Annotated in this window: 23 protein-coding genes; 14 read left to right on the top strand and 9 right to left on the bottom strand. The window is 64.1% G+C overall.

The window, feature by feature from the left end; genetic code table 11:
* Positions 1–39 precede the first annotated feature (39 nt).
* Entirely contained in the window at positions 40–1,632 is a 1,593-nt protein-coding gene (locus ASE89_RS11660; RefSeq protein ID WP_056677800.1) for a tryptophan halogenase family protein, read from the top strand.
* Here ASE89_RS11660 and ASE89_RS11655 read toward each other — a convergent pair.
* The 5 genes from ASE89_RS11655 to ASE89_RS11640 form a co-directional block, all read right to left on the bottom strand.
* Positions 1,629–3,104, bottom strand: a complete 1,476-nt coding sequence (locus ASE89_RS11655; RefSeq protein ID WP_056677797.1) for a carboxylesterase/lipase family protein — start codon at positions 3,102–3,104, stop codon at positions 1,629–1,631. The two genes, ASE89_RS11660 and ASE89_RS11655, sit on opposite strands and share 4 nt — an antisense overlap.
* Entirely contained in the window at positions 3,101–3,850 is a 750-nt protein-coding gene (locus ASE89_RS11650; RefSeq protein WP_056677794.1) for an SGNH/GDSL hydrolase family protein, read from the bottom strand. Before ASE89_RS11650 ends, ASE89_RS11655 begins: the two co-directional genes overlap by 4 nt.
* 526 nt (positions 3,851–4,376) lie before the next feature.
* A complete protein-coding gene (locus ASE89_RS19795) occupies positions 4,377–4,613 on the bottom strand; it encodes a DUF3253 domain-containing protein (RefSeq protein WP_082451438.1) in 237 nt (78 codons plus the stop codon).
* A 610-nt stretch (positions 4,614–5,223) separates the two neighbouring features.
* Positions 5,224–6,324, bottom strand: a complete 1,101-nt coding sequence (locus ASE89_RS11645; RefSeq protein WP_056677791.1) for an ATP-binding protein — start codon at positions 6,322–6,324, stop codon at positions 5,224–5,226.
* Between the two features lie 151 nt (positions 6,325–6,475).
* Positions 6,476–7,024 carry a TetR/AcrR family transcriptional regulator gene (locus ASE89_RS11640; RefSeq protein WP_056677788.1) on the bottom strand — a complete coding sequence of 183 codons (549 nt, stop codon included), beginning with the start codon at positions 7,022–7,024 and terminating at the stop codon, positions 6,476–6,478.
* Positions 7,025–7,110: 86 nt separating this feature from the next.
* Between ASE89_RS11640 and ASE89_RS11635 the strand changes: the two genes are divergently transcribed.
* The 4 genes from ASE89_RS11635 (at position 7,111) to ASE89_RS11620 (ending at position 8,920) form a co-directional block, all read left to right on the top strand.
* Positions 7,111–7,785, top strand: coding sequence for a DUF1349 domain-containing protein (locus tag ASE89_RS11635; RefSeq protein WP_236701733.1), 675 nt, complete (start codon positions 7,111–7,113; stop codon positions 7,783–7,785).
* Positions 7,785–8,024: a maltose acetyltransferase domain-containing protein gene (locus ASE89_RS21515; protein ID WP_056677782.1), complete on the top strand. Its 240-nt coding sequence runs from the start codon at positions 7,785–7,787 to the stop codon at positions 8,022–8,024. The genes ASE89_RS11635 and ASE89_RS21515 overlap by 1 nt, the downstream gene beginning before the upstream one ends.
* Before the next feature lie 69 nt (positions 8,025–8,093).
* Positions 8,094–8,561: an SRPBCC domain-containing protein gene (locus ASE89_RS11625; protein ID WP_056677779.1), complete on the top strand. Its 468-nt coding sequence runs from the start codon at positions 8,094–8,096 to the stop codon at positions 8,559–8,561.
* Positions 8,558–8,920 carry an ArsR/SmtB family transcription factor gene (locus tag ASE89_RS11620; protein WP_197979539.1) on the top strand — a complete coding sequence of 121 codons (363 nt, stop codon included), beginning with the start codon at positions 8,558–8,560 and terminating at the stop codon, positions 8,918–8,920. The genes ASE89_RS11625 and ASE89_RS11620 overlap by 4 nt, the downstream gene beginning before the upstream one ends.
* A gap of 269 nt (positions 8,921–9,189) precedes the next feature.
* On the opposite strand, the gene ASE89_RS11615 is transcribed toward ASE89_RS11620, so the two are convergent.
* The gene (locus ASE89_RS11615; RefSeq protein ID WP_056677776.1) at positions 9,190–11,037 is read right to left on the bottom strand and encodes a M61 family metallopeptidase; all 1,848 of its coding nucleotides are present in this window, start codon (positions 11,035–11,037) and stop codon (positions 9,190–9,192) included.
* Between the two features lie 386 nt (positions 11,038–11,423).
* The gene (locus tag ASE89_RS11610; protein ID WP_236701732.1) at positions 11,424–12,833 is read right to left on the bottom strand and encodes an alpha-hydroxy acid oxidase; all 1,410 of its coding nucleotides are present in this window, start codon (positions 12,831–12,833) and stop codon (positions 11,424–11,426) included.
* A 67-nt stretch (positions 12,834–12,900) separates the two neighbouring features.
* Here ASE89_RS11610 and ASE89_RS11605 point away from each other — a divergent pair, with 67 nt between their 5' ends.
* The 9 genes from ASE89_RS11605 to ASE89_RS11565 all read left to right on the top strand — a co-directional run bounded on the left by ASE89_RS11605 (position 12,901) and on the right by ASE89_RS11565 (position 23,320).
* Complete coding sequence (locus ASE89_RS11605) at positions 12,901–13,368, top strand: NUDIX domain-containing protein (protein WP_236701731.1); 468 nt, start codon at positions 12,901–12,903, stop codon at positions 13,366–13,368.
* A gap of 132 nt (positions 13,369–13,500) precedes the next feature.
* On the top strand, positions 13,501–14,985 hold the full coding sequence (locus ASE89_RS11600; RefSeq protein ID WP_082451437.1) for a carboxylesterase/lipase family protein: 1,485 nt from the start codon (positions 13,501–13,503) through the stop codon (positions 14,983–14,985).
* A gap of 10 nt (positions 14,986–14,995) precedes the next feature.
* Positions 14,996–15,757, top strand: coding sequence for an SDR family NAD(P)-dependent oxidoreductase (locus ASE89_RS11595; protein WP_056677766.1), 762 nt, complete (start codon positions 14,996–14,998; stop codon positions 15,755–15,757).
* A 129-nt stretch (positions 15,758–15,886) separates the two neighbouring features.
* Positions 15,887–18,046, top strand: a complete 2,160-nt coding sequence (locus ASE89_RS11590; protein ID WP_056677764.1) for a TonB-dependent receptor — start codon at positions 15,887–15,889, stop codon at positions 18,044–18,046.
* A 1-nt stretch (position 18,047) separates the two neighbouring features.
* Positions 18,048–19,451 carry an FAD-binding oxidoreductase gene (locus ASE89_RS11585; protein ID WP_056677761.1) on the top strand — a complete coding sequence of 468 codons (1,404 nt, stop codon included), beginning with the start codon at positions 18,048–18,050 and terminating at the stop codon, positions 19,449–19,451.
* Positions 19,452–19,502: 51 nt separating this feature from the next.
* Positions 19,503–20,438 carry an alpha/beta hydrolase gene (locus tag ASE89_RS11580; RefSeq protein WP_056677758.1) on the top strand — a complete coding sequence of 312 codons (936 nt, stop codon included), beginning with the start codon at positions 19,503–19,505 and terminating at the stop codon, positions 20,436–20,438.
* Positions 20,439–20,447: 9 nt separating this feature from the next.
* Positions 20,448–21,752, top strand: a complete 1,305-nt coding sequence (locus ASE89_RS11575) for an MFS transporter (protein ID WP_197979538.1) — start codon at positions 20,448–20,450, stop codon at positions 21,750–21,752.
* Positions 21,753–21,833: 81 nt separating this feature from the next.
* On the top strand, positions 21,834–22,601 hold the full coding sequence (locus ASE89_RS11570) for a helix-turn-helix transcriptional regulator (RefSeq protein WP_236701730.1): 768 nt from the start codon (positions 21,834–21,836) through the stop codon (positions 22,599–22,601).
* Positions 22,598–23,320, top strand: coding sequence for a FadR/GntR family transcriptional regulator (locus ASE89_RS11565; RefSeq protein ID WP_056677755.1), 723 nt, complete (start codon positions 22,598–22,600; stop codon positions 23,318–23,320). The genes ASE89_RS11570 and ASE89_RS11565 overlap by 4 nt, the downstream gene beginning before the upstream one ends.
* Before the next feature lie 370 nt (positions 23,321–23,690).
* On the opposite strand, the gene ASE89_RS11560 is transcribed toward ASE89_RS11565, so the two are convergent.
* Entirely contained in the window at positions 23,691–24,518 is an 828-nt protein-coding gene (locus ASE89_RS11560) for an HpcH/HpaI aldolase/citrate lyase family protein (protein ID WP_056677752.1), read from the bottom strand.
* A 10-nt stretch (positions 24,519–24,528) separates the two neighbouring features.
* A complete protein-coding gene (locus ASE89_RS11555) occupies positions 24,529–25,272 on the bottom strand; it encodes a GntR family transcriptional regulator (protein WP_056677811.1) in 744 nt (247 codons plus the stop codon).
* Between the last annotated feature and the right edge of the window lie 53 nt (positions 25,273–25,325).

Genomic DNA, 25,325 nt, shown 5'->3' with positions numbered 1-25,325 from the left:
GGCACCTGCACGCCGGACTGCGTTGACGGGGAGTTGGTCATGACGGGCAGAACACCGGGTCCGGCCTCCGCCCGCGGGCCGCTGCGCTCGATCGTCATCGTCGGGGGCGGCACGGCGGGATGGATGGCGGCAACGTTGCTCGCGCGCCGGCTCGAGCGACAGCCGGTCAAGATCACGGTCATCGACTCCAGCGCGATCGGCACGGTCGGCGTCGGCGAGGCGACCGTGCCGGGCATCCGCGATTTCTTTCGCGAAATCGGCGTCACCGAGCAGGAGGTGATGGCGGCGACGCAGGGCACGGTCAAACTCGGTATCGAGTTCGTCGACTGGAAGCGCGAAGGCGAGCGCTTCTTCCACCCGTTTGGCCTGTACGGCATGCGATCGCGCGGCGTGGCGTTCCATCATTACTGGCGCAAGATGAACGCTGCCGGTCACGCTTCGCCGCTGGCCGATTTCTGTCTCGCGACCGCGCTGGCGGAGCGCAACCTGTTCATGCCGCCGACCGACCGGCCGGTTCATGATCTGCTGTTTTTCGACTGGGCGGTGCACTTCGATGCCGGGCTATTCGCACGGTTCCTGGCGCAGAAGGCGATCGCATGGGGCGTCGAACACATCGATGCCACTATCACCGATGTGCGCGTCGACGGTCGCACGGGGTTCATCAGCGGGGTGGACACCAGTTGCGGCAAGGCGATCGACGGCGATCTGTTCATCGATTGCTCGGGTTTCCGGTCGCTGCTGCTCGGCGGCGCGCTGGGCGTGCCATATGAAGACTGGACGAACCTGCTGCCGTGCGACCGGGCAGTGGCGATGCCGTGTACGCGATCGGGGCCGCTGACCCCGTATACACGCAGCACCGCGCTCGAAGCCGGTTGGCAGTGGCGCATCCCGCTCCAGCACCGCGTCGGCAACGGGTATGTCTATTCGAGCCGTCACATCTCTGACGACGAGGCGGTCGCTACGCTGAAGGGGAGGCTTGAGGGCGAAGCGCTAGGCGAGCCAAACATGATCCGCTTTCGCACCGGGCGGCGTACGGCCTTCTGGCAGGGGAACTGTGTTGCACTTGGTCTCGCTGCGGGCTTCATGGAACCGCTCGAATCGACCAGCATCACGCTGATACAGACGGGTATCGAAAAGCTTCTCGCCCTGCTGCCCGATCGCGGATTCGATCCCGCGTTGGCGGAGGAATATAATCGCACGACCGGACTGGAATATGAGCGGATCCGCGATTTCCTGCTGCTCCATTATTTTGCCAATGTCAGGCGTGGAGAGCCGATGTGGGATCGCTGCCGCGACACGGCGCTCCCCAACGCGCTGGCGCACAAGCTCCGGTTGTTCAAGGCGCGCGGCCATCTGGTCCGGTATGAGTGGGAATCGTTCCAGGATCCAAGCTGGTTGTCGATGTATGCAGGTTTCGGGATCGACGCCGCCGCGCATGATCCTGGTGCCGACCATTTCTCGGTTCAGGACCTTGAATCGGCGTTTGCCCGGATGAAGGAGTCGATCGCACAGGCAGTTGCGCTCGCGCAGCCGCACGACGCGTTCCTCGGCCTGTCGGCGCGCCATCCGGCGCGCGCGCAGGCTGCCGAGCCCGGCGGCGCTCCCGATCGCCTGATGATGCCGGCGCGTTAGGGAATGTCGCGCAGCGTGCAGATTGGCCCGCGCAGGTCTCGCCGCGCAGCCGGGCCAGTCTGTTCGAACGCCATGTAGGCGCGCGTGTCGACCGAATAGCGCGCCCATAGGGGCAACCCGGCGCTGTTGGGATTGCCGGTTCTGACGAAGTTGACCCAATAGCGTTGTAGCGGCGGCTGGCCGGGTTGCGGCGGGTTAAACACATAGCCGATCTCGCTTGCATGGCTGACCGTACCGCCAGCCGGCGCGTAGTCGAACTGATACTGCCACACCGGTACACCGACGCGTGCGAATGCCTTGGAGACGGCAATCGTCGGACAGCGAAAGGTCACGTCATCGGCGATCTGCGCGGTGACGTCACCCAGGCGCAGATCATCGACCGGCGTGCCGCCTCGCTGGAGACCGTAGAGATCGAGCGCCCGGTCGGCGCCCGCACCGAATTCGCGTCGAACCGTCGCCTCCGCCGCAGCGCGACCGCCATGCAGGGGCAGTTCCTTTGCGTTGACGCCGATGACGAGCGGCGTGCGCGCGAACCGGCCGCCCGCCAGCAGCTTGGCGGGCGTATCGGTCAGGACGCGACCGTCGATTACCGCCTGCAACCAGATGAAGCTGTCATCGTCCAGATCGGGAACATCGACTGCATCTTGCGCCTCCAGGATTTTGTCGACGTACAGGTTGCGGAGCTGGGCGGTCGGGGCCGTATCCGGCAGTCCGGCGGCCCTTATGAGACGTTCACCCAGGCGTTCGTTCTGCACTAGCGTGCGCGGAGCGACACCGAAACTGGGCGTTCCGCTTTCCTGGATCGCCTGCGCGAACAACCCGCGCGAAGCCGGGGCCAGCTGGTGAAGCGCGACGTCCTGCGCGCCGGCAGATTCCCCCGCAATCGTGACGCGCTTTGGATCGCCCCCGAAGCGCGCGATGTTGCGCTGGACCCAGGCGAGCGCCGCCTGCTGGTCCATCAACGCGTAATTGCCCGAATGCCCCCCCTGTTCACGGCTGAGGGCGGGATGCGACAGGAAGCCGAGCGCGCCGAGGCGGTACTGGACGCTCACCAGCACGATGCCTGCTTCGGTGATCCGCGATTCGACGGTGCCGCCGCCGGCGCCCGCGCGATTGCCACCGCCGTGGATCCATACCAGCACCGGCAGCGCCGCGGTCGCGCTCGACGTCGGCGTGCGTACGTCGAGGAACAGGCAATCCTCCGAGCTATGGATCGCCGCGTCCCGGTTCCAGTCGCCATAGACGGGTTGCGGACAGGCCGCATGGGGCGCGATTGCCTCGACAGGTTCAGTCCAACGCGTCGGCCGTTCGGGCGCGCGCCACCGCAGCGGTCCGGTCGGCGGTTTGGCGAAGCGGATGCCGCGGAACACCGCACCGCCGTTCGCAAGCGCCTCGCCGCGGACCGGACCATCGTCGACGCGCACCAACGGGCCGGCGGTGACGGCGGCGAGCGCCAGCGCGAGGACGATCACCGCGCGAGCGCCTTTGGCGCCGGCTTGACGAGAGAGGCGCGGATCGCCGCTTCGGCAACCGGTCCCATGACGGCATATCCCGCCTTGTTCGGATGGACGCCGTCATAGGTCAGGCTCGCGCGGAACCCCTTGCCGTCGTGTAGCGCCGTCCAGTAATCGGCATAGGTAGCGCCGGTCTGCGCAGCATATTCCTTCAACCAGCTATTCATCGCCACGATCTTGTCGGCGGTTTCGAGGCCGGGCCGCCACGGAAAATTTGCGGCGGGCGGGATCGAGGCGAGGATCACACGGATCCCGTGCGCGCGCGCGAGTTCCGCCATCGTCATGATATTGGCCTTCGACTGGTCGGGCGTCATCGGCCCCGTATTGCCGGCAATGTCGTTGGTGCCGGCCATGATCTGGACGATCACGGGTTTCAGATCGATCACGTCCTGGCGAAAGCGCAACACCATCTGCGGCGTTGTCTGTCCGCCGATCCCGCGTCCGATGCGGTTGTTGTCGGTAAAGAAGGTAGGGGCCATGTCGAACCAGCCCTGCGTGATTGAATCGCCGATAAAGACGACGCGTGGGCCCGCCATGCCGGCAGGCAACGCCGTATTGGCCTCCGTGTAGCGGCCGAGCCATGCCCAATCGGTATGCAACCGCTCCTCCGCTTGGCGCGCGGCGCTGGCCTTCACGTCATCCGTCTTCGCGATTGTCGGTGCGGCCACTGCTGCCAGAGACAAGCTGAGTAAGATCGTTTTCATATTGCGCTCCGGAATTCTCGCAGCGCTATCGCATAATGAGACGGCAAAGCTAAATTTTGTGCGACCTGCCAAAGATGGGTTGTGGTGCATTATCCTTACACTGATCCGGGGCAGCGTGGATTTGGCAGAGCGTGGCGCCACGACGGCCTCCAACTTGTTGCCTGCAATCTGGCAGCACGCTTGGGGCGGCGGTGCTGGGCACTGTGCCTACCAGCCTAGAACGCGGACCCACTGGGCCGCTGCAACAGGTTCAGTAGATGCTCGTGGGGCAGGGGTCGGCGGCCTGCACCTGACGTTCTGAGGCGTCCTGATAATCGTAGGTGTCACGCTGGCGTTTTCGGTGTTCGTGTCGCAAGCGACCAAGGAGCACAGCGTGCCAACCTAAACCGATGTCTGATTGCGGGCAGCAGAAGGAGCGGCATGAAAGTCTGCCTGTGAGTCGCCGCAGCCGCAGCTGCTGAATATGACGTTGTTGTGCGGACGTCTGATACTGGAATGGGCAAAGCATGCGAATTACGCCCTAGCTTCAATCGCCGCCAAGATTGCGGATCCTGTACGGCCCTGAGCGCTCTGCAAGCGGCTGTCCCTTCCAGCTAAGCTGTACCAGCCCGTCGCTGACTAGCTCGTCTATCGCTTCGTGGACTGCAGGCATTGCGCTGCGCCAATCCTGTGCCATTGAACGGGCCACCTCGCTTGGGCATATCGTCGCCCCGGGTGCGCGGCGCTCGAGCAGGGAAAGAGTGGCTGCCTTCGGATCCGTCATCCAGACTGCGTCGACCGCGCACTCCGGCTGGTCAAGGTGCTATTGGCATTCGGTGCCTTCCTCGGGCAGCTTATCGGTGCAGAACGGGGCAGGATGGTCGTGGGAAACTCGCGCCGATGTAATCTCGGGTCCGTTCTGGGACGACCTCCGCGCGGTAGCGGCCGCGATGGGTGAGTGGAGATTCTATCGCAACAAGCGGGTGGGACCCCGGAGCGAGCTTCGCCAAGATCTCCGCCTACGGGTGCAGGCTGGGTTAGACGTGTCGGCGCCAGTCCGGCGATTGTTCGCCGTCAAGAAGGACATCTCGGCGGAAGTGCTCGGCCGGTTCCAGCGGAACTGGTCGGACCGGACCGATAAGGAGCACTCTTGCCTATACTTTTGCCGAGCATCACTTTCGGGTCGAAATTCTAGCCGATCGGATGCAGCCGGCATGGTCGACGAGAGCCTCATTGGAACGCCGGCTCGACTAGCCTGTCGCAGCGGGCGCGTCGGCTAAAATCCGAAGCGGAACGACCGTCGCCTCTTCGGGCGACGGTAGGACGGTCTGAGCGTCGCCTTATGGGTCTGACCGGAAGCATGGGCAGGTACTTCCGCCCCGTAGCTGACGTTCTTAGCTAAGCTCCCTTAGCGGCTCGAGCCTCCATTTGGCAGCAAGCATCGCCTGCAAAAGATCAACGTAGCTCCAACCGTTAGCGCGGGCGGCGATGGCCGAGAGGCAATCCTGATCTTCGCGCCCCGGGCGGCCCGGCCCGGTCATGTTGGGCTTCATGTTGAGGTCGAACAATTTGAACAGACCATGACGATCGGCCCGGCAATCGATCCGGATCGCGGTGCGCGCGTCGACCAACGCGGCTGCCGAGACGCAGCTTTCGATCATCGCCACGATGGCCGGATCGAAAAGTCGCTCCGGGGCTATTGCGATGCTGTTGGCGGTCACCGGAACGTCGCCATTATAAGGTGCTACTCCGCCGCGCTGATCGAAACGGTACACGGGCGGCAGGGCCCAGTGCGTCGGTGCCCGCGAACCATCCGGGCGCGGGGACGCGGGCGGCATGAGGGTGACGGTCATCTCGTCACCATCGAGAAATTCTTCCACCATCAGCATGTCGCCGAAGCTGGCGGCTGCGATCAACGCAGTCGCGGCATCGCGCAGGGCATCGAGGCTCTCCACCAGGGTCACGCCCTGGCTACCACGGCCACGCACCGGCTTGACGATCATCGGAAAGGACATGCCGCGGGACGCGCACGCGTGCTCGACATCGGCGAGCGCGCAGACGTTCTCCTTCGCCGTGCCAGACAGCAGAAACGATCGTGCTACCGGCAGGCCAGCTTTGGCAAGAAGGTGGTTGGTCTCGAACTTGTCGTCGAACGCCTGCATCGCCGCAGGAAGCTGCCCGACGATGTCGAAGTCGACCATCGCCGTCTCGAGCGGATGCCCTTCGAACAAGACCGTGTTCGCCCACAGGACCGATGCGCCGGCCGCGCCTGCGCTACGGATGCCCTCGGCCGTGTCCGGGAATACCCAGTCGAGTGCCTTTGAAGGGTCTGGCGCGGAGGCGGGTGTGACAACATCCACCCCAGCCGTCCGCAAGGCGAAAGCAATGTCGGCGCCGCCATCTGAATATCCGCCCGGCTTCGCGTCCTTTCGCAGTCCGTCGATCAGCGGTGGTGCAAGCGCTTGGTAGAGAAGGGCGACCGGTGCTGTTGTCATGAATATTCTCCTACGGACCGCGCATTAGCCCGGAGCGGCGCGCGCATAAAAGGGGCACCGAATGCGGTCATGCGGCAGTGATACCTCATGCATCGGCTTGACCCTGACCGTCGCGCCATTTGCGCTGGGGTACCCGGATGGATCGGACCGGCTAACACCCGGCAATCCGCTGGACGATGGTCTTGATCGCATCGCGCTCTAGGGGGGCGCGGTCGATCGAATTGTGGATGCCGATACCCTCGATCAGCGCGTCGAGCGCGCGCGCCGTGAGCGGGTCGAAGAAGCGGCCCAGGGCGCCTCGACTGCTGTCCATCCAATGTTGCATGACCGCGCTGACCGGTGGGTGCCGGGCCGCGAAGGCGTAGAGTTCGTAGCTCAACAACAACGTGCGCGGTTCCGCCCAGACCTGGTTGGCTATGATGTCGATGACTGCCGTACACGCCTCTGCGCGGTCCGTCGCGGACTCCAGGCGCGCGCGGAACGCCGCAGAGGATTCCGCCGCCAGTTGCAGGAAGGCAGCCGTGAGCAGGTCCTCCAGGGTCGCAAAATAATAGGTGACCGATCCCAGCGGCACCTGCGCCGCCTCGGCGATGCGGCGATGAGTCGTTGCCGCGGTTCCAAGCTCGGCAATGACTCCTAGCGTCGCATCGACGATGCGCTGCCGCCGTGTCGGATCGTTGCGCCGGGACTGTTGGGTCATCGCCTCTTTACCTCGATCTCGGCATGTGTACATATGTACATAATATCGAGGGTTATTGGAAGGTAGCGGCTATGATGGAGGACCAGGTGAGGAGGCGGACGGTAATCGGTGGTGCCGCAGCGCTTGCGATCGCGGGAAATGCCGGCGTCGCGACCGCGCAGGGCTCGGCAATCTCGGCGCTTGGGCGCCGTGACGGTCGCTGGCTGAATGCGCCCAAGGCCTGGAAGGCCGCACCCGGCGGAGACCTGACGCTCGTCACCGACAAGGGCAGCGATTTCTGGCGCGAGACGCATTACGGCTTCACCCGTGACAGCGGTCATTTCCTCGGCTTCACCGCGCCTGCCGCGTTCACCGCCCAATTGCGCATTCGCGGCCAGTATCAGAAACTCTACGATCAGGCCGGCATCATGGTGCGGGTCGACGAAGGGCGCTGGGTCAAGGCGGGGATCGAATTGTCCGACGGGCGCGCCATGCTGAGCAGCGTGCTGACCGATGGCAAGTCCGACTGGGCGACCGGCCCCTATGAGCATGACGCGCAGGATTTCTGGATGCGCGCGACGGTCGCCAAGGGCGTCCTGCGGTTGCAGGTCTCAGCAGACGGCAAGACGTGGCCTTTGGTCAGACTGGCACCCTTTCCGATCGCCCCCGCCTATCAGGTTGGACCGATGGCCTGCACGCCCGAACGTGCCGGACTGGACGTGCGTTTTTCAGACCTGAGCATCACAGCCCCGTTGGGCAAGGACCTCCACGACCTGAGTTGATGGCGATGACGCAGAAGGAGCGGATGCTGGCAGGCGAGCTCTATGTCGCCGACGATCCGGAACTCGTCGCGGACGCGGCGCGCGCCGCTGGGTGGCTCGACCGCTATAATCGCGCATCGACAGCGATCGTGATCGCGAAAAAGGCCTGCCCGCCTGAACGGTGCGTGACAACCATCGGTGCCGGTGACGCCTCGGTCCTCCCGTGGCCATCGCCGATCCAACAGTCGCGGGCGCAATAGTGAAGTACAGACTTGACCAAAAGGCTTTTGAAAATTAGTGAAGTCAAAGCTTCACTGAGGAGCGAGTCGATGACCATCACACACGATACCTTCAAAATCCGCAAAACCTGCGATGCCGCTCCGCCCGCGATTTTTGGCGCCTTCGCTTTTCAGGACCGCAAGAACAGGTGGTACGCCGCCAGTCCCGGACACGAGCCATTGTCCTACAGCTTCGACTTTCGTCCGGGCGGTGAGGAGAAGCTCACCGCCAGGATGCTGCCAGGCACTCCTATCGCGGGAAGGGAGCTGTGCTGGACCTCAACCTATGCTGAGATCGTCGATAACGCTCGGATCGTGTTCTTCCAAACGCTCGACGTCGATCAGGCCCGCGTATCTGCTGCCGTGGTCACCGTGGAAATTGCGCCGCTCGGCGACAAGAGCGAGGTCTTGCTGACGCACCAGGCCGTCTATTTCGAAGGCGCCGACGGCCCGGCAATGCGCCGGATGGGGTGGGACTTCCTGCTCGACACGATGGCTTCGGAACTGCACCCCGCATGATGCAGCCTGCCGTAGAGACTGTCCGCTCGTCGAGGGTCGACCTTCTGTTTCATGCGCTGGGTGACGCCAATCGCCGTCGCATAGTGAGTCATCTTGCGGAGCAGCCCGCGAGCGTTTCGGAACTTGCTGCGGTACTGGCGATCAGCAAGACAGCGATAGGCCAGCACCTTGCAGTTCTTGAGGAAGCCAAGCTCGCCAGCTCGACCAAGCTTGGACGGGTGCGCACCTGTCAATTCGATCCTGCCGGGCTCGCGCCGTTGCAGGATTGGATCGACTATCACCGTCAGGAATGGAACGAGCGGCTGAACCGCCTTGATGATTTGATCAGCGGCATCGTTTCCAACGAAGACTGCGCCTGAACGTCGGCTTCTGCCTAGAGCTGTCGTTCGGGTTATCGCTGCAATCGGCGGGAATGTCCCCAAACCAAGCCGCTCGGATCGGCGCTTTTGCGACATGAACGCGCGGCCGAAGTTGAGAAGCCAAAACGAGCCCGCGAACGTCCGCAACTGGTCGTCGTGGCCTCTAAGTAGCCCAACAGTTTTCTCCTCCGTCGTCATGCGCTGCCGATCCCCATGGACATCCATGGGCCAGCCTTAAGCGTATTTGAAACCCTGAGTGTCGACCCTGCCTAGTTGGCCACTGCATCCGGCCCGAGCCACGCGGCGCGAAACGCGAGTTGTTGGGCGGTTGGTTTAACCCCTGCGGTTTCGTAGCGGACCACCTCGACAGTGGGGTCGGCGAGGAAGGTCAGCGTGGCGCGGCGGTCGAGGCCGCGTTGGCGGTAGGTGATGTCGGCGGTCTGGCCGGGTTTGTAACGGCCAAGCGCCGCAGCCGCGTCAGCATCGCTGGTGATCACCGTCCCGCCTAGGCTGACGATCTGGTCGCCATTGTCGAAGCCGGCGCGGTAGAGCGGAGTATCGGGGGCGGGCGCGCCGTCGATGCGGACGTCGGTGCCGGTAGTCTTGAGGCGGACGTTGCCGAGCCACGCGGCGGTCGGGTTGGCGGGACGGAGCTTCAGACCCGCCTGGTCGAGCAGGGGAGCATAGTCGGGGAGCGCCTCGGCATCGACCGAGGTCCTGAAGAAGGCGTCCGCGAAGGCGGGATCCTTGGTCACCTCGCCTAACGCGCGCGACAGGTCGGCGCGGGTATAGGGGCGCTCAGGCTTGCCGAAGGTCTGCCATAGGTGGCGCATAAACGTGTCGAGCGTGATGCCCGGGTAACGCTGGCGCAATGTCAGGTCGAGGGCGAGCGCGAGGCCGGCGCCATAGGTGTAGTAGGACACGAAGATGTTGGGGTTCGTCGCGTCGATCGACTTTGCCGCATCGACGAACGGCGCCCGCAGGCTCATTTCCTGCGGACCGCCGTAACGGCGTGCGGTGCCAGTGGTTAGCGCGTTGACGGTAGAGCCGACCCCGCGCAGATACGCGTCGATCGCGGATTCCCCCGCTCGGCGGATCATCAGCGGCCCGTAATATTGGGTGAACCCTTCCGCAAGCCAGAGCGACGGGGTCGGGTTGGCGCGGGTGAAGTCGAACGGTTCGAGCTCGGCAGGGCGGATGCGCTCGACGTTCCAGCTGTGGAAGAATTCATGGCTAAGTGTGTCGATCTGCGCAAAATTCGCCGCGGTGAACGAACGCGGCTGCGATATGATCGTCGAGTTGCGATGCTCCATGCCGTCGCCGCTGATCTGCGGCACATAGTCGGCGATGAAGGTGTAGGTACCGAAGTCGTACGCGGGGTGTTCGCCCCACATCGCTATGTGCTGCGCGACGACCTTTTTGGCGCTGGCGGCGAAGCGATCGAGGTCGGCGGGCGAGCCGTCGTGATGGACCGCGAGCCGGATCGTGGCGCGCGTCGGCCCCTCTCCGACCTGCCATTCGCGCAGATCGAAATTGGACAGCTCGGTGGGGCTGTCCATGAAATATTGGAAGTTGGGCGCGGCGAAGGTGTAGGGGTCGTCGGTCGGCTGGAGCTGGGTCGCGACCTTCCACTTGGCGTCGAAGGGCACGAACCGGACGCTGATCGGGCGCGCGGCCTGCCCGACCGCCCACAAAAAGGTCGCGGGCATATTGAGATGCGCGTGGGTCGCGTCGATCTGCGCATATGTGCCGTCTCCGTGATCGCCGAACAGCGTGTAGGAAACGCTTACCGTCCCGTCGTGCCCGGAAATCGTCCAGCCATAGGGGTCGGTCCGCGTCATCGCGAGCGCGCGACCGCGCCCATCCTTGGCGGCGAGCGAATAGACGTTCTTGGCGAATTCGTGGATCGCGTAGCGGCCGGGCGAGGAGCGCGACATCTGGACACGCAAGGGGGCCGGTCCGAGGTCGCGCCAGGTGACGGTCACCTGTGCCTCGTGATGGACCGCGTTGGGGAAAGCGATCTCGTACCGGGTCACCGCTGGCGCCTTGGTCTGTGCAATCGCGGGGCCGGCGAGCAACGCCAGCGTGGCGGTGCAGGTCGCGAAAATCGTCTTCATGGCTGGTCCCCCGGATCGTCTATCGGCACCTAGGATCGATCGACATTCACCTTGTCAATGCTCCCGCCAGCCGAGGAGGAACGGCAGGAAAGACCTAAAGCCGAGATTATCGCGTAGTCGTGTGACGGATATGAACGAGCGTCCGGAGTTGCGAGACGCTGAAAGCCGTCGGAACGGCCGGTCTTGGAGGCGAATCTGATTTTGGAGCAAATTGGAGCAAGAGCCCGAATTTTGGTTGGTTAAATCAAGGCGTTAGGCTGGTCTCTTGAGTATAGTTATGCAGAAACAGATCAGATCCGGCCAAGGCGGCAGGCGTCGGATACACACGCATCGTTAAGCCTGCCCAGTAGCGCAAGCGAACATGGCGCTCTCATTCAAGTCGAGAGCTACGTCATATCACGCCGGTTCTCCCGAGTCCGAACATGGCCACGTGACAGGACTGCTGCATCGTTCACGCCGGCGAGCGTCAATGTGCGCTCGAACTCTTCTGTCAACAACGTCAGAGCGCGATCGACGCCTGCTTCTCCGCCGGCTGCGAGGCCGTACAGATAGGGGCGCCCGATCGCACAGGCGGTTGCCCCGAGCGCCAACGCCTTCGCGACGTCCGAGCCGCGTCGGATGCCGCCGTCGCAGATGACGTCCGGCCCACCGCCAACCGCGTCGCGTACCGCTGCGATCTGGTCGATCGGGGCGGGCGCTCCATCGAGCTGGCGTCCGCCGTGGTTCGATACCATCACGCCGGTCGCGCCCGACGCGATCGAACGCCGCGCGTCCTCGGGAGTCATCACGCCCTTGATCGCGAGCGGCCCGTTCCACTCGCGTGCGAGCCATTCGACGTCGCGCCAACCGACCGACCGATCGAACTGGCCGCCGATATAATCGAACAGGCTCATTTGCCCCGACGCGAGCGCGTCGACCCTGTGGCTCACGTTCGCGAGATCGAATTTTGACCCTGTCAGCGCGGGCAGCGACCATGACGGATGACGCGCGAAACTCAGCAACGACTTCAGCGTCAGCTTGGGCGGCAGGGACAGTCCGCTGCGCCTGTCTCGCTCGCGGTTGCCGGCGACCGGCGTGTCGACGGTCAGCGCCAGCCCGTGAAAGCCTGCATCCCGGCAACGCGCGACGAACTCTGTGGTCAGACCGCGGTCTTTGAAGATATAGATCTGGAAAACCTTCGGTCCGGCGAATGCCTGGGCAAGGTCTTCCAGCCGCGTCGTTCCCATTGTCGACAGACTGTACACTATACCGTGACGCGCAGCAGCGCGAGCGACGGCCAGTTCGGCATGGCCGTGGAACATCCGGGTGAGCCCCGTCGGCGCCAGCATCAGTGGCCAGCGCGATGGTTGTCCGAACAGCGTCGTGCCGGTGCGGACTGCAGAGACGTCGTTCAGTATGTCCGGCACCAGCTCGTAGTTTGAAAATGCGGTGACGTTTCGGCGCAGCGACACTTCGTCGTCGGCGCCACCGTCAATATAGTCGAAGATCGGTCGCGGTAACCGTTTGCGTGCCATGAGGCGCAGGTCAGCAACATTGTTCGCGCGGTGAAGCTGCCTCATGGTCGTACCCGCGTCTTGATCGCAAACAGCTGCGCACCCTGATTCACCATCACTCTCCCACGTCTTGGCCCCTCGCCGATGTCCGGGATGGCAAGCACGGCGAGCAGACGTAATCCCGACGCGCCGTCCCCGTGATCCGGATATCAGGAGAGCTGTCGCATTCTGCGCGCATTCGGGGCAGGCGACGAAACCAATTACTGTGCAAGGCCGCTGCATGACTATGCGCACCGAAGGCATTTGGAGCGTACGACCCTGTTCTACGGTATCACTGCGAAGCGTCGACTACAGGCAGGGAAACGAGCGCGTGGGGATACATCATCGGATGGTCGGCAGGGTAGCAAGGCTGGTATGGCGGATCAGCAAGCCGCGCACGATCGGTGTCCGCGCTGTGTTGCTGGATCCGGACGAGAGGGTCGCGTTGGTGCGGCATACCTATGTCGATCAATGGTATCTTCCGGGCGGCGGCGTGAAAAAGGGCGAAAGTATCGCCGCCGCGCTTATGCGGGAGCTTGCCGAGGAAGTGGCGATTGCCGACCCGGTGATCGAGCGGGTGCTGGGCGTCTATCACAGTCGCCGAGAGAGCAAGGACGATCATATCGTGATCTTTATCGTGCGAACGGCAGCAAGCAGAATGCTGGGTCGTGCTGATCTGCAAGAGATCGAACAGGCTGACTGGTTTCCGGTGGACGACCTGCCTGAAACTACGTCCCCGGCGACCCGACGGCGCATCGCCGAATACCGGCAGGGCGCGACTGGAACTGGGGCCTGGTAACGTGGGCGGGTGCTTGCCCGCCGTACGGCACGATCAAAACAACGATTGGCATAGCCTGAGTTCGAGACTGGCGCTTCGCGGCTGCTACCGTTGCCCTTCGATCGCGGCTGAGGATCGGAAGGAGAGAATATCGTGAGCGAACCTATGGTCTCGACCGCCGACGGTATCGTGCAGGGAAACGCTGCGGGCGGTGTTGTGCGGTTCCTCGGCGTGCCTTACGCCGCGGCGCCGGTGGGTGCGAACCGGTTCGCGCCGCCACAACCGGTCACGCCGTGGTCCGGGGTGCGCGACGCGACGGTGGCCGGACCCAACGCGCCGCAGCGGACCAGGGCATTTCCCGGCCTCGATATCGTACCGCTGATCGGCAAAGGCTGGGTGCCGGGCGACGAGTATCTGACGGCGAATATCTGTCGCCCCGATGACGACCGGACCGGCTTGCCGGTGATGGTGTTCATCCACGGCGGCGGCTTCGTGATCGGCAGCAAGGATGCGCCCGTGCAGGACGGCGGCACCTTCGCGCGCGACGGCGTGATCTGCGTCGCGATCAACTATCGGATGGGGGTGGACGGCTTCCTGCCGATCCCGGGCGTGCCGACCAACCTCGGCCTCCGCGACATGATCGCGGCGTTGACGTGGGTACGGGACGGCATAACCCAGTTCGGCGGCGATCCGGGCAACGTCACGGTGTTCGGCGAATCCGCCGGCGCGATGGCGATCGCCGACCTGATGGCATCCCCGCTCTCAAGGGGATTGTTCCGGCGCGCGATCGTTCAGAGCGGGCATGGCGGGATGACGCGTTCGGTGCCGGTGATGCAGCGTCTGGTGAAGAAGCTGGCGAAGGTCCTGAAAATCACTCCCAACGTCAGTGGTTTTGGCAGCGTACCGTACGATGCGCTGATCGACGCGGTAGAGGCGGTATCCGCGCCGACCGCACGGATCGATCTGCGCGACGAGGGCGGGCACGAACCAGTTTTCGGAATCAGCCGCTTCGTGCCCGTCCACGGCGACGACGTGCTGCCGCAGCGTCCGCTCGATGCGCTAGCGAACGGTGCGGGCGCGCAAGTCGACCTGTTGATCGGCACCAACGCGGAAGAGATGAACCTGTACCTCGTCCCGACCGGCCTGCGGGACAAGATCGGGCGGCTGCTGGCAACCTATGTCCTCCACAAGTCGCAACCGCATGCCCGCAAGGTATTGAAGGCATATGGTATCGGGACGAAGGGCAGGAAGCCCGGCCAGGCGCTGACCGACGCGATGAACGACCTCGTCTTTCGCTGGCCCGCACGCAGGTTTGCCGAGGCGCACCAAGGGCGCACGCACATGTACGAGTTCGACTGGCGTTCGCCGATGTTCGGCGGCCAACTCGGTGCGTCGCACGGGATGGAGTTGCCGTTCGTGTTCGATACGCTGGCGACCGCAACCGGCGAGCAGGGCTTGTGCGGACCCAACCCGCCGCAAGACCTCGCCAACCGGATGCACGCGCTGTGGATCCGCTTCGCAACGGACGGCAACCTGCCTTGGGCCGAGTTCGATACCGAGACGCGCCAGGTCTATTCCCTGGTCCGGCAGGAGGCGCGGCATGAGCCCGTTATGCCCGCCGCACCCTATCTGCCGTGAAGGACCGGTCATGTATCTCGAACGACTAAAGCTCACCGGCCGCCGTGCTGTCGTGACGGGTGGCGCGGCGGGAATCGGTCTCGCCTGTGCCGAGGCGTTAGCCGAAATGGGCGCACACGTGACGTTAGCCGACCGCGACGGGGTGGCGATCGCGGCGGGGCGGGCTGCGCTTGCGGACAAGGGCCATGCGGTTGACGGCGATGTGATGGACGTGACCAACGCTGCACAGGTCACCGGCTTGGCCGATCAGCTCGGGGCGATCGACATTCTCGTCAACAATGCCGGCATCGCGCGGAGCGAGACCGCCGCTGAGGACGTGGCCGACGAGCATTGGCTGAACGTGCTCGACGTCAATCTCAACGGCACCTTCTGGTGTGCACGCGCCTTTGGACGGCACATGCTGGCGGCAGGGAAGGGCGCGATCGTCAATGTCGGTTCGATGAGCGGCTTCATCGTCAACCGGCCGCAACCACAAAGCTATTACAACGCATCGAAAGCCGCGGTGCATCAGCTCACCAAGAGCCTCGCGGTCGAATGGGCGCCGCGCGGTGTGCGCGTGAACGCCGTCGCGCCGACCTATATCAACACCGTCCTCAACAGCTTCGCCGACCGCGAGGGGGAGATGTACAAGCGTTGGATCGACGGTACGCCGCAGGGGCGCCTGGGGGAACCTGAAGAAGTCGCGGTGATCGTCGCCTTTCTTGCCTCGGACGCGGCCAGTCTGATGACCGGCAGCATCGTGCTCGCCGATGGCGGCTATAGCTGCTGGTAGCGTACCGATCGGCGAAGCCCGCGAGCCGGGCGGCACAGTCGATAACCTTTCAGACAGGTCAGCTATCAGATAGCTTGGAGCCTAGAAGTAGCCGGCGATGGATCGGCGCTCTGAGGGGATGAGGATCCAATGCGCTTCAAGACATTGCTCGCCGGAGGATGCGCCGTCGCCGCGCTCGTCACCACGCCGGTATCCGCGCAAGACGCCGCCGATCAGGCAAAGGCGACACCTCCCGCACGCTCCGACGACATCATCGTCACCGCACGTCAGCGCCAGGAATCGTTGAAGGATGTGCCGATCGCGGTGACGGCGATCTCCGGCGACCGACTGAAGGAATTGCAGGTCAATACGGTGAAGGACATCGCGTCCTACACGCCGGGCCTCAACATCAATTCCGACAGCGTCGGCCGCGCATTCGTGTCGATCCGCGGTATCGGTACGACGCTGATCGACACTGTGCAGCCCGGCGTCGGCATTTTCATTGACGGCGTCTATCAGCCGAACACATCATATCTGAACTCTCCGATCGTTGACGTCGCGCGGATCGAGGTTTTGCGCGGGCCGCAGGGAACGCTGTTCGGTAACAACACGCTGGGCGGCGCGATCAACGTCATCACGCGCCAGCCGGGTAACGAGTGGGAGGGGCGGTTCGACGCCGCGATCGCCGGTACGGACAACTACGCCTCGGTCTCGGGGTCGGTCAGCGGGCCGATCGTCCGCGACCTGCTCCAGTTCCGGATCGGCGCGTCCTATCATGAGCAGGACGGCTTCATGCGCAACACGCTGACGATCGGCGACATGAACCCGCTGAAGCAGCAGAGCGTCGGTGGCACGCTCCGCTTCACGCCCGCCGACTGGGCGGTGTTCACCGTCAACGGCAATTACGACCGGGCCGCAGGGGGCAGCACGTCGTACATCCATGTCGCCGGGCCGACCGATTACCGGCTTGATGGCGCGACCAACGTGCTGAACCGGGCGGTGATCGATTATTACGGCGCGAACGTGAAGGGCGAGTTCGACGTCGCATCGCTCAAGACCAAGATCACCGCGATTGGCGCGTACAACCAGAAGAATCTTTCCGGGGTCAATGACGGCGATTTTGGTGCGGTCGACCTGCTCCGTACCCGCGGTGGTTCGACCTTGAAGACCAAGACGGCCGAATTGCGCTTCGATACGCAGTGGAGCGATGCGTTTTCGACGCTCATCGGGCTGTACGGCAATCGCTACACGCAGGTGAGTGATCAGCTGACGACGATCGACTTCCGCGCGCTGCTGGGCCCGACCTTCCCGCTGCCCGCCTCGACCACGCCTTCGTCGACCTATGTCCGCAACGACACGCGCGCGATCTTCGCGACCGCTTTCCTGAAGGTTGGCACGCTCGATCTCGCGGTCGGTGGGCGCTACGATCACCAGAAGCTGGTCGCGAGCCAGATCAACGGCGTGACGCCCTATACCGCGCCGGTCTATAAGAAGGACCAGTTCCAACCCCGCGTCACGCTGACGCAGCATTGGACGCCGGCGGTGATGAGCTATGCCTCGGTCGCCAAGGGAATCCGCGGCGGTGGCCAGAACGGTCCGGGTACGCGGCCGCAGGACGCAACGTACAAGGGCGACAATGTCTGGACCTATGAGCTGGGCACGAAGTTCGATGCATTCGACCGCCGCCTGACGATCAACGCGGACATATTCTACAACGATTACAAGGACTTCATCGGTCAGAACTCGCTGGCGCCGAGTGCCACGGGCGGGTTCGTCGCGATCAACCTGAACACCGGCACCGTCAAGAGTTACGGCGCCGAACTGGAAGCGCACCTCCGCCTTACCGATCATTGGCGGATCGACGCCGGCGCCTCCTATCTCCATGCCCGCATCACCGACGACAGCCAGTATTTCGCGACCACCGGCGTCCATGTATCGAGCGACCGTGTGATCTTCACGCCCGACTACAACTTCAACTTCAACACCACCTACACCGTCCCGGTCGGCGATAACGCGGTGTTGCTGGACGCGGGGATCTTCGGGAAGGGCAGCCGGATCGGGTCGTCGCTCGACCCCGATGTCGCGCCCAGGCTATCGGCCTATGCTATCACTAACGCCTCGCTCGGCTTCCGCTTCTCCAGCGGCCTGACGGTGACTGCGTTCGGTACCAACCTGTTCAATACCAAATTCATCGAAAGCTATATCGACAAATCGGCGTTGGTGCGGGCCGGGCTTGCGCCGCTGGCGTCGAACCTCGCCATCCAGGGCGACCGCCGCCGATACGGCGTGCGGGCGAGCTTCCGGTTCTAGGATGACCATGCACGTCGAACAGATCGAAAGGGCGCCGCTCGATCCGGCGTTCGTCACAGCGCTCCAGCAGCGTTTCGGCACTGCGCTGCACATGAGCGACGCGATGCGCCTCCACCACGGTAGCAGCGAGGCGCATTTCGTCCCGATGCTTCCCGACGCGGTCGTCTTCGCGCGGTCGACCGAGGAGGTGGTGGATCTCGTCAGGCTGTGCGCCGCGGCCAAGGTGCCGATCGTGCCGTTCGGTGCGGGGACCTCGATCGAGGGCAACACGCTGGCGGTGCATGGCGGCGTTTCGGTCGACCTGTCCGAGATGACCCAGATCGTGTCGATCAACGCCGAGGACTTTGATTGTACGGTGCAGGCCGGCGTCCGTCGCGAACAGCTCAACGAGCATATCCGCGACCTGGGGCTGTTCTTCCCGATCGATCCCGGTGCGAATGCGACGATCGGCGGGATGGCCGCGACGCGCGCGAGCGGCACCAATGCGGTGCGCTATGGCACGATGCGCGAGGCCGTGCTCAGCCTGCGCGTGGTGACGCCGGACGGGCGCGAGATCCGTACGAGCCGTCGCGCGCGGAAGTCGGCGGCGGGCTATGATCTGACCCGGCTGTTCGTAGGCTCCGAAGGCACGCTCGGCATCATCACCGAGGTGACGCTGCGGCTGCACGGCATTCCCGAGGCGATCTCGTCCGCGGTGTGCAGCTTCGAAACGCTGAACGGCGCGGTCGATACGGTGGTTCAGGCGATCCAGATCGGCGTGCCACTCGCTCGCGTCGAAATTCTCGACGACATGCAGATGAAGGCGGTCAACGCCTGGTCGAAGCTAGATTACCCCGAACTGACCACGCTGTTCTTCGAATTCCACGGCTCGCCAAGCTATGTCGACGAACAGGCGGAGACGGTGCGCGAGCTGGCGGCGGCAAACGGCGGCGGCGACTTCCGCTGGTCGAACCTGCCCGAGGAACGCTCGAAGCTGTGGAAGGCCCGGCACGAGGCATATTACGCGGCGGTCAACCTGCGTCCGGGCGCAGTCGGCTGGGCGACGGACGTGTGCGTGCCGATCAGTCGCCTGGCGCAGTGCATCGGCGAGACCAAGGCCGACCTCCAGGCGTCGTCGGTCCCCGCGACCATTCTCGGGCATGTCGGCGACGGCAATTTCCATGTCGTCTTCTCGATCGATCCGGAGTCCGAGGCGGAGTTGGCCGAGGTCTCGGCGATCAACGCACGGATGGTCGAGCGCGCGCTGGCGATGGACGGCACCTGCACCGGCGAACACGGCATCGGCATCGGCAAGCAGGACTGGCTGGTCGCTGAACTGGGCGACGCGGTCGAACTGATGCGGACGCTGAAGCACGCGCTGGACCCCGACAATCTGTTCAATCCGGGCAAGATCTTCGCGTTCTGAACGCCGTTCCGGTATCGGACGCGCGTCACAACAAGGATCGTGGAGAGAATGATGGACAGCCTGCACCTGGTGGATCCGACGCTGCGCCCGTTGCTCGAGATGTTGCCGCAGATCTCGCTCACCGCTGACATCCTGCCGGCGATGCGCGACCGACCGTCGATGCTGCCGCCCGCCGACGAAACCCTGGCGACGCTGGAGATTCATACGGTTCCAGGGCCTGCCGGGGCGCCTGATATCGACCTGCACGTCTTCCGCCCGGCGGGCGTCACCGGCGCCCTGCCGTGCATCTATCACATCCATGGCGGCGGCTATGTGATGGGCAAGGTGTCCGACTATGATCCGCTGCTTCGTCCGCTCGTCGCCGATCTGCAGTGCGTCGTGGTGTCGGTCGAATACCGGCTGGCGCCGGAGACGAACTTTCCCGGCCCGATCGAGGATTGCTACGCAGGACTGGTATGGACGATCGCCCATGCCGACCGGCTCGGGATCGATCCGGCGCGGCTCGGCGTGATGGGGCAGAGCGCGGGCGGCGGGTATGCCGCGGCACTGGCCTTGATGGTGCGCGACCGTGGCGAACATGCGCTCGCATTCCAGCACCTGATCTACCCGATGCTCGACGACCGTAGCTGTACCGCACCGCCGCATCCCTATGCCGGAGAGTTCGTCTGGACCGCGCAGAGCAATCGTTTTGGCTGGACCGCGTTGCTCGGCCACGCGCCCGGTGGCGACGCCGTGTCACCCTATGCCGCACCAGCACGGGCAACGGATCTCGGCAACCTGCCGCCCGCCTATATCGCGACCGGCGCGCTCGATCTCTTCGTCGAAGAGGACATCGATTACGCGACGCGGCTGATTCGCTTCGGAGTGCCGGTCGAGCTTCACGTCTATCCCGGCGGCTATCACGCCTTCGACATCTTCGCCGACGGTCCGGTCTCGCAACAGGCACGCCGCGACAGCCACGAGGCTCTGCGCCGTGCGCTTGCATAAGGATCCAGAATGACAGATTTCGCCCGACCGATCGAGGCGGCCGCACCGCCATTTGCCAAGACGCTGTTGCCGTTGCTCGCGCTCGCGCTGGCCATGGCGGTTGGCTTCACGATGATGGGCGCATTCGGCACGGTGCAGGAAGGCGCGAAAGCCGAACTTCACCTCAGCGACTATACGCTGAGCCTTATCCAGGGGCTGTCGGCGGCGCTGCCGCTGGCGGTGTTCTCGATCCCGATCGGGATCATGGTCGATCGCTACAACCGCGTACGAATGATGATCGTTCTCGCGTTCGTGTGGACGCTGGGCACGGTGCTGACCGGGCTCGCGCATAGCGTTCCGTTGCTGTTCGTCGCACGCATGCTGACCGGGATCGGCACGACCGGCGCGCTGACCGCAGCGCTCTCGCTGTGCGCCGATTTCTGCGTTCCGACGCAGCGGGGCAGGGCGATGCTAATCGTCAACCTCGGCAAGTCGCTCGGCGTCGCGCTCGCCTTGGCACTGTCGGGCGCACTGTTCGGGCTGTTCGCACATGGCCGCGCGCCAGCGTGGTTCGCAGGCATGATGCCGTGGCGAAGTGTGCATCTGTGCCTGGCGGTCGTCAGCATGCTCGCCATCCTGCCACTGTTCCTGCTGCGCGAACCGGTGCGGCAGGAGGTTGCGGCCGGCACCCATGCGCCGTTCAAGGTCGTGGCTGGCGAACTCTGGGCGCGTCGCGTGTTCCTGATCCCGTTGTTCGTCGGCCAGATCAGCGTCGTGATGGCCGATGCCGCGGCTGGGATCTGGGTTTCGCCGGTCCTGTCGCGAACGTTCCACCTCCAACCCGACCAGTTCGCCGGCTGGATGGGCGCGCTGCTATTCGGTGCCGGCGTGGTCGGTGCGATCGTCGGTGGTCTGTCCGCCGATCGTGGGCAAAAGAGTGGCCGCCGCGGTGGCCTGCTGATCGGTGCGATTTTTGCCGCCGCGCTCGGCGTACCCGCGGCGTTGTTTCCGATCATGCCCTCTGTCCCGCTGTTCGGGGTCGCCGTGGGATTGTTGGTAACGTGCGGTGCGGTGACGGGCGTAGTGACTTCGGTGGCATTGACCGTGCTGATTCCCAACGAACTGCGCGGGTTGTGCATCGGCGCGTTCATCGCGATCGCGGGGCTGATCGGCTACGGCCTCGCACCCACGCTGGTGGCGGCTGCAAGCGGCATGCTGGGCGGCGAGGCGCATCTCGCGCAAGGTCTCGCGATCGTCGGCGTGGTGACCAGCGCGATCTCCGTCGTCGCCTTTACGATTGCGATGCGTCGCGCGCCGGTGTCAGCAACGGCCTGACCTGTAAGATAGCTCTTGCAGGAGCTATCTGATAGCTGCATGATCGACCCAAGCCCGGCAAACGGGAGAAGGAGAGCGGTGGTGGGCGAGGGAAGCATGCACAAGGAACGCGTCACGGTGTCGCCCGAGATGGTGGCATTCATCGGCGAGGGTATGGTCGACCCGACGACGTTCCCCGCCGATGCCGTGGTCCTCTGCTTCACGCTGGGCGAGCATACGCCGGCGCAGGTCACCGTCACAACCGGTGCGGTTCTTTCGGAGGAGCGGGCAGACCTCATTCTTGCGGTCGAACGCGGTGCCTGCCTGCGGGTCTTCGATTACGCGCCTGACGCGGACATCGCGTGTCATCTGCCAAGCGAATTGCGGCTGATCGTCGTCGCGATCCGCGATTGCGCGCTCTCCGAGCCCTGGCGCAGCACGCACCGGTCCGCAAAATGCATCGAACTCCTGTCCATCACGTTTCAACGGATCGTCGAGGACGACCTTGTGCCGCTCGCGGGCGCCGGGCAGTTGTCCGCTCGCGATAGCCAGCGGATCGTCGCAGCCAAGCGGATGATCGACGAGCGCTGGGGTGAGAAAATGACGCTCGATTCGATCGCGCGCGCTTGTGGACTGAACCGTGCGAAGCTGACCCGCGGCTTCCGCGACATGTTTGCCTGCACGGTCGCCGACGCGCTGCTGGACAGGCGGCTCGGAGCGGCACGCCAGATGCTGATCGCGACCGATCTGCCGGTATCGTCGATCGGATACCAGTGCGGCTATCTCAACAATGCCAGTTTCACGCGGGCCTTCTCGCGGCAGTTCGGCGCGACCCCGTCGTCGCTGCGCGCACCACGGCTCGCGGCATGAGCGCGACGAGCGTGCGACTGATAGAGGGCGGCTCGCTGGTCGATCAGGCAGTCCATGCGGTCCGCACGCATATCCGCACGAACGACATGAAAGTCGGCGACACGCTGCCGTCCGAAGGGCATTTTGCGACAGAACTGGGTGTCAGCCGCCCAGTACTCCGCGAGGCGTTCGGCGCTCTAGCGGCGTTGCGACTTATCGACGTAGGCAACGGCAGGCGCGCGCGCGTAGCCGCGATCGACGGATCTGTGATGGCAACGTCGCTCGACCACGCGGTGGCAACGGCGCAAATCTCGATGGTACAGATCTGGGACGTGCGCCGTACGCTGGAACTGCGCACTGCCGAGCTCGCCGCGATCGACCGCACCGACGAAGAGGCGCGGACGATCATCGGTCTGGCCGAGGCAATGGAAGCAGCCGGTAGCGATATCGATGCGCTGACCCGCCACGACATCGCGTTTCACCAAGCAATCGCGCAGGCTGGACGCAACATGTTGTTCTTGCAGATCATCCGCTCGTTCGCACCGATGATGGTTCATGCCGTCCCTGCAGCGTGGGCAACGCGGACCACCGCGCGGCAGCGTGCCGCCGTGCTGGCACATCATCATGCGTTAGCGCGCACGATCGCCGATCGTGACCCGAAAGCTGCGACCGCAGCAATGAATACGCATTTTGTCGCGTCCATCGGTGATCTGTTTGCCCGTCGTGAGAATGATAATTAGCCAGCGCTTTCTGGACGAGCATCGATCGTTATTCAAAGAGTTTAGAGCACCGGCTGTACCAACAGAATGACATCAAGGATTGGCGGGTGTGGACGCATATATGTCGTCTCAAAGGACGTAGCTCTGCGAGCCGGTACGGGCAATGAAGGTTGCGAAATGCCTGAGCCTTGGAAGGTCTGAGATCAGATGCACATGTCAACGAATTGACCACGCTTCCAAGCATCCTCCGTTGCGTTCCCCCGCCGAAACCGGCTCTAGTCAATGATAAACGAGCGTCCATTTCCGTGACGCAACTGACTGCATTTGAACGTCCGCAACTGGGTCATCCTCCGCAAATATTGCGACCCGGTAGGCCATCCGGACTGTCTGCTTACCGGCGGAAAGAATCAAATGCCGAATGTGTATCAAGAACTCGGCGAGCGCGATCGACGACGGGTTTGTCGATCAGTTTGCCGTCGACGGCAACGGCTCCGAACGCGCCGTCGATAGCGGCGACCACGCGGGTGGCCCAGTCCACGTCAGAGGCGGAGGGCAGGAATGCCGCGTTGACGATCCCCACCTGTCGTGGATGGACGCAAAGCTTTCCGCCGAAGCCGAAGCGACGTGCGTGGTCGGTGTCGCGTGCCAGCGCCTCGTCGTTAGAGAGATCCGTGGAAACGCCATCAACCGGTGCTGCAAGTCCGGCGCTTCGCGAGTGAAGGACGAGCTGGGTACGGACATAGTCTATCTCCGCCTGGTCGCCGTCGATGCCGGCGTCCGCCTGAAAGTCCACCGTGCCGAACGACAACCGTGAGAGACCGGGCGCGGTGACGAGGTCCGCCAGATTCAAGACCGCCGAAACGGTTTCCACCAGTGCATGGAGCGGCTTGCCGGCTGCTGCCTCGTGCATCGCCGCGAAGTCCGACGCGCGCTCGGCCTTGGGCAGCATCAGTCCAGCGACGCCTGGCAATGCCGCGAGGGCACGTACGTCGTCGGCATGCCACTCGGTATCGAGACTGTTGACGCGTATAAAGAAGCGCGGGGCCGACAGGCCTGTGAGCGCATCGTATATCGTATCGCGCGCGGCAACTTTACGGTCGGGGAGGACAGCGTCTTCGAGATCGATCACAACGATGTCCGCGCCGCTCGCGCGCGCCTTTTCGAAACGCTCGGCACGATCGCCAGGCACGAACAGGATACTGCGGGCGGCAATGGTCATGGGATGTCCTCTACAGGCCGGATACGGGATCGCGGCGGAAGGTCTGGGAATAGGAATAGCGGTCCGCCGGATGCGTATTAATCGCCATCTCGACGACCTCGCCGCGTGCGTTCAGATACTGGCGCGTCAGGCGGAGGCCCGGCGCACCGGTCTTGGTTTCGAGCAACCTGGCGATCGGCGCGGGGATCGCCACCGCTTCAATATGCTGGCGGACCTCGGCGACGCGCTCGCCAAACTGTTCCTCGATCCGGCTGAAGATCGGCACGTCGCCGACATCGTCGTCGAGCTTCAGGCTGCGGAATGCGGGGTGGAGGTAGATGTCCGAAAAGGAGATCGGGCTTGTCCCGGCGGCGCGGCGCAGCGCCATGAGATGCAGCCAGGTCTGGCCTGATGTCGCGCCGACCTGTTCAGAGAGCGGGCCGTCCAGCGCGATCGTCTCGCGCGCGATGATCGTGAGGCTGGTCTCGTTGGTGTATTGCTGGAGATCGGACAGCCCCTCCATCACCTGGCGATACGCCGCCGGGCGCGACAGCCCGAGGACGCGCGTGCCGACCCCGGCCTGTCGCGAAACCATGCCCGATTGCACGAGCCGCTTGATCGCCTCGCGCACGGTGAAGCGGCTTGCGCCGAACTGGTCGCACAGCTCGAACTCGGTCGGCAGCAGCGTGCCAATTGGATAGCGCCCATCCTCGATCTCGTTGATCAGCGTCTGGGCGAGTTGCAGGTAACGCGGTTGCTGACGAAGCTGGGGCATCAAATATCCATCGGTCGCTTTGTCGGGTGATCCGGACAATAGCGCACCGTCCA

The sequence above is a fragment of the Sphingomonas sp. Leaf30 genome, from assembly GCF_001422525.1.
Classification (GTDB): Bacteria; Pseudomonadota; Alphaproteobacteria; order Sphingomonadales; family Sphingomonadaceae; genus Sphingomonas; species Sphingomonas aerolata.
Note: the sequence above shows the minus strand (reverse complement) of the source record. Positions and strands in the feature narration are given on the sequence as shown.

What these genes read in the sequence shown, in the direction of transcription:
- ASE89_RS11660 (WP_056677800.1), top strand. Translation starts at nt 40, where the DNA reads ATGACGGGCAGAACACCGGGTCCGGCCTCCGCCCGCGGGCCGCTGCGC.
- ASE89_RS11650 (WP_056677794.1), bottom strand. Translation starts at nt 3,850, where the DNA reads ATGAAAACGATCTTACTCAGCTTGTCTCTGGCAGCAGTGGCCGCACCG.
- ASE89_RS19795 (WP_082451438.1), bottom strand. Translation starts at nt 4,613, where the DNA reads ATGACGGATCCGAAGGCAGCCACTCTTTCCCTGCTCGAGCGCCGCGCA.
- ASE89_RS11645 (WP_056677791.1), bottom strand. Translation starts at nt 6,324, where the DNA reads ATGACAACAGCACCGGTCGCCCTTCTCTACCAAGCGCTTGCACCACCG.
- ASE89_RS11640 (WP_056677788.1), bottom strand. Translation starts at nt 7,024, where the DNA reads ATGACCCAACAGTCCCGGCGCAACGATCCGACACGGCGGCAGCGCATC.
- ASE89_RS21515 (WP_056677782.1), top strand. Translation starts at nt 7,785, where the DNA reads ATGGCGATGACGCAGAAGGAGCGGATGCTGGCAGGCGAGCTCTATGTC.
- ASE89_RS11625 (WP_056677779.1), top strand. Translation starts at nt 8,094, where the DNA reads ATGACCATCACACACGATACCTTCAAAATCCGCAAAACCTGCGATGCC.
- ASE89_RS11620 (WP_197979539.1), top strand. Translation starts at nt 8,558, where the DNA reads ATGATGCAGCCTGCCGTAGAGACTGTCCGCTCGTCGAGGGTCGACCTT.
- ASE89_RS11615 (WP_056677776.1), bottom strand. Translation starts at nt 11,037, where the DNA reads ATGAAGACGATTTTCGCGACCTGCACCGCCACGCTGGCGTTGCTCGCC.
- ASE89_RS11610 (WP_236701732.1), bottom strand. Translation starts at nt 12,833, where the DNA reads ATGCCTTCGGTGCGCATAGTCATGCAGCGGCCTTGCACAGTAATTGGT.
- ASE89_RS11595 (WP_056677766.1), top strand. Translation starts at nt 14,996, where the DNA reads ATGTATCTCGAACGACTAAAGCTCACCGGCCGCCGTGCTGTCGTGACG.
- ASE89_RS11590 (WP_056677764.1), top strand. Translation starts at nt 15,887, where the DNA reads ATGCGCTTCAAGACATTGCTCGCCGGAGGATGCGCCGTCGCCGCGCTC.
- ASE89_RS11585 (WP_056677761.1), top strand. Translation starts at nt 18,048, where the DNA reads ATGACCATGCACGTCGAACAGATCGAAAGGGCGCCGCTCGATCCGGCG.
- ASE89_RS11580 (WP_056677758.1), top strand. Translation starts at nt 19,503, where the DNA reads ATGGACAGCCTGCACCTGGTGGATCCGACGCTGCGCCCGTTGCTCGAG.
- ASE89_RS11575 (WP_197979538.1), top strand. Translation starts at nt 20,448, where the DNA reads ATGACAGATTTCGCCCGACCGATCGAGGCGGCCGCACCGCCATTTGCC.
- ASE89_RS11565 (WP_056677755.1), top strand. Translation starts at nt 22,598, where the DNA reads ATGAGCGCGACGAGCGTGCGACTGATAGAGGGCGGCTCGCTGGTCGAT.
- ASE89_RS11560 (WP_056677752.1), bottom strand. Translation starts at nt 24,518, where the DNA reads ATGACCATTGCCGCCCGCAGTATCCTGTTCGTGCCTGGCGATCGTGCC.
- ASE89_RS11555 (WP_056677811.1), bottom strand. Translation starts at nt 25,272, where the DNA reads ATGCCCCAGCTTCGTCAGCAACCGCGTTACCTGCAACTCGCCCAGACG.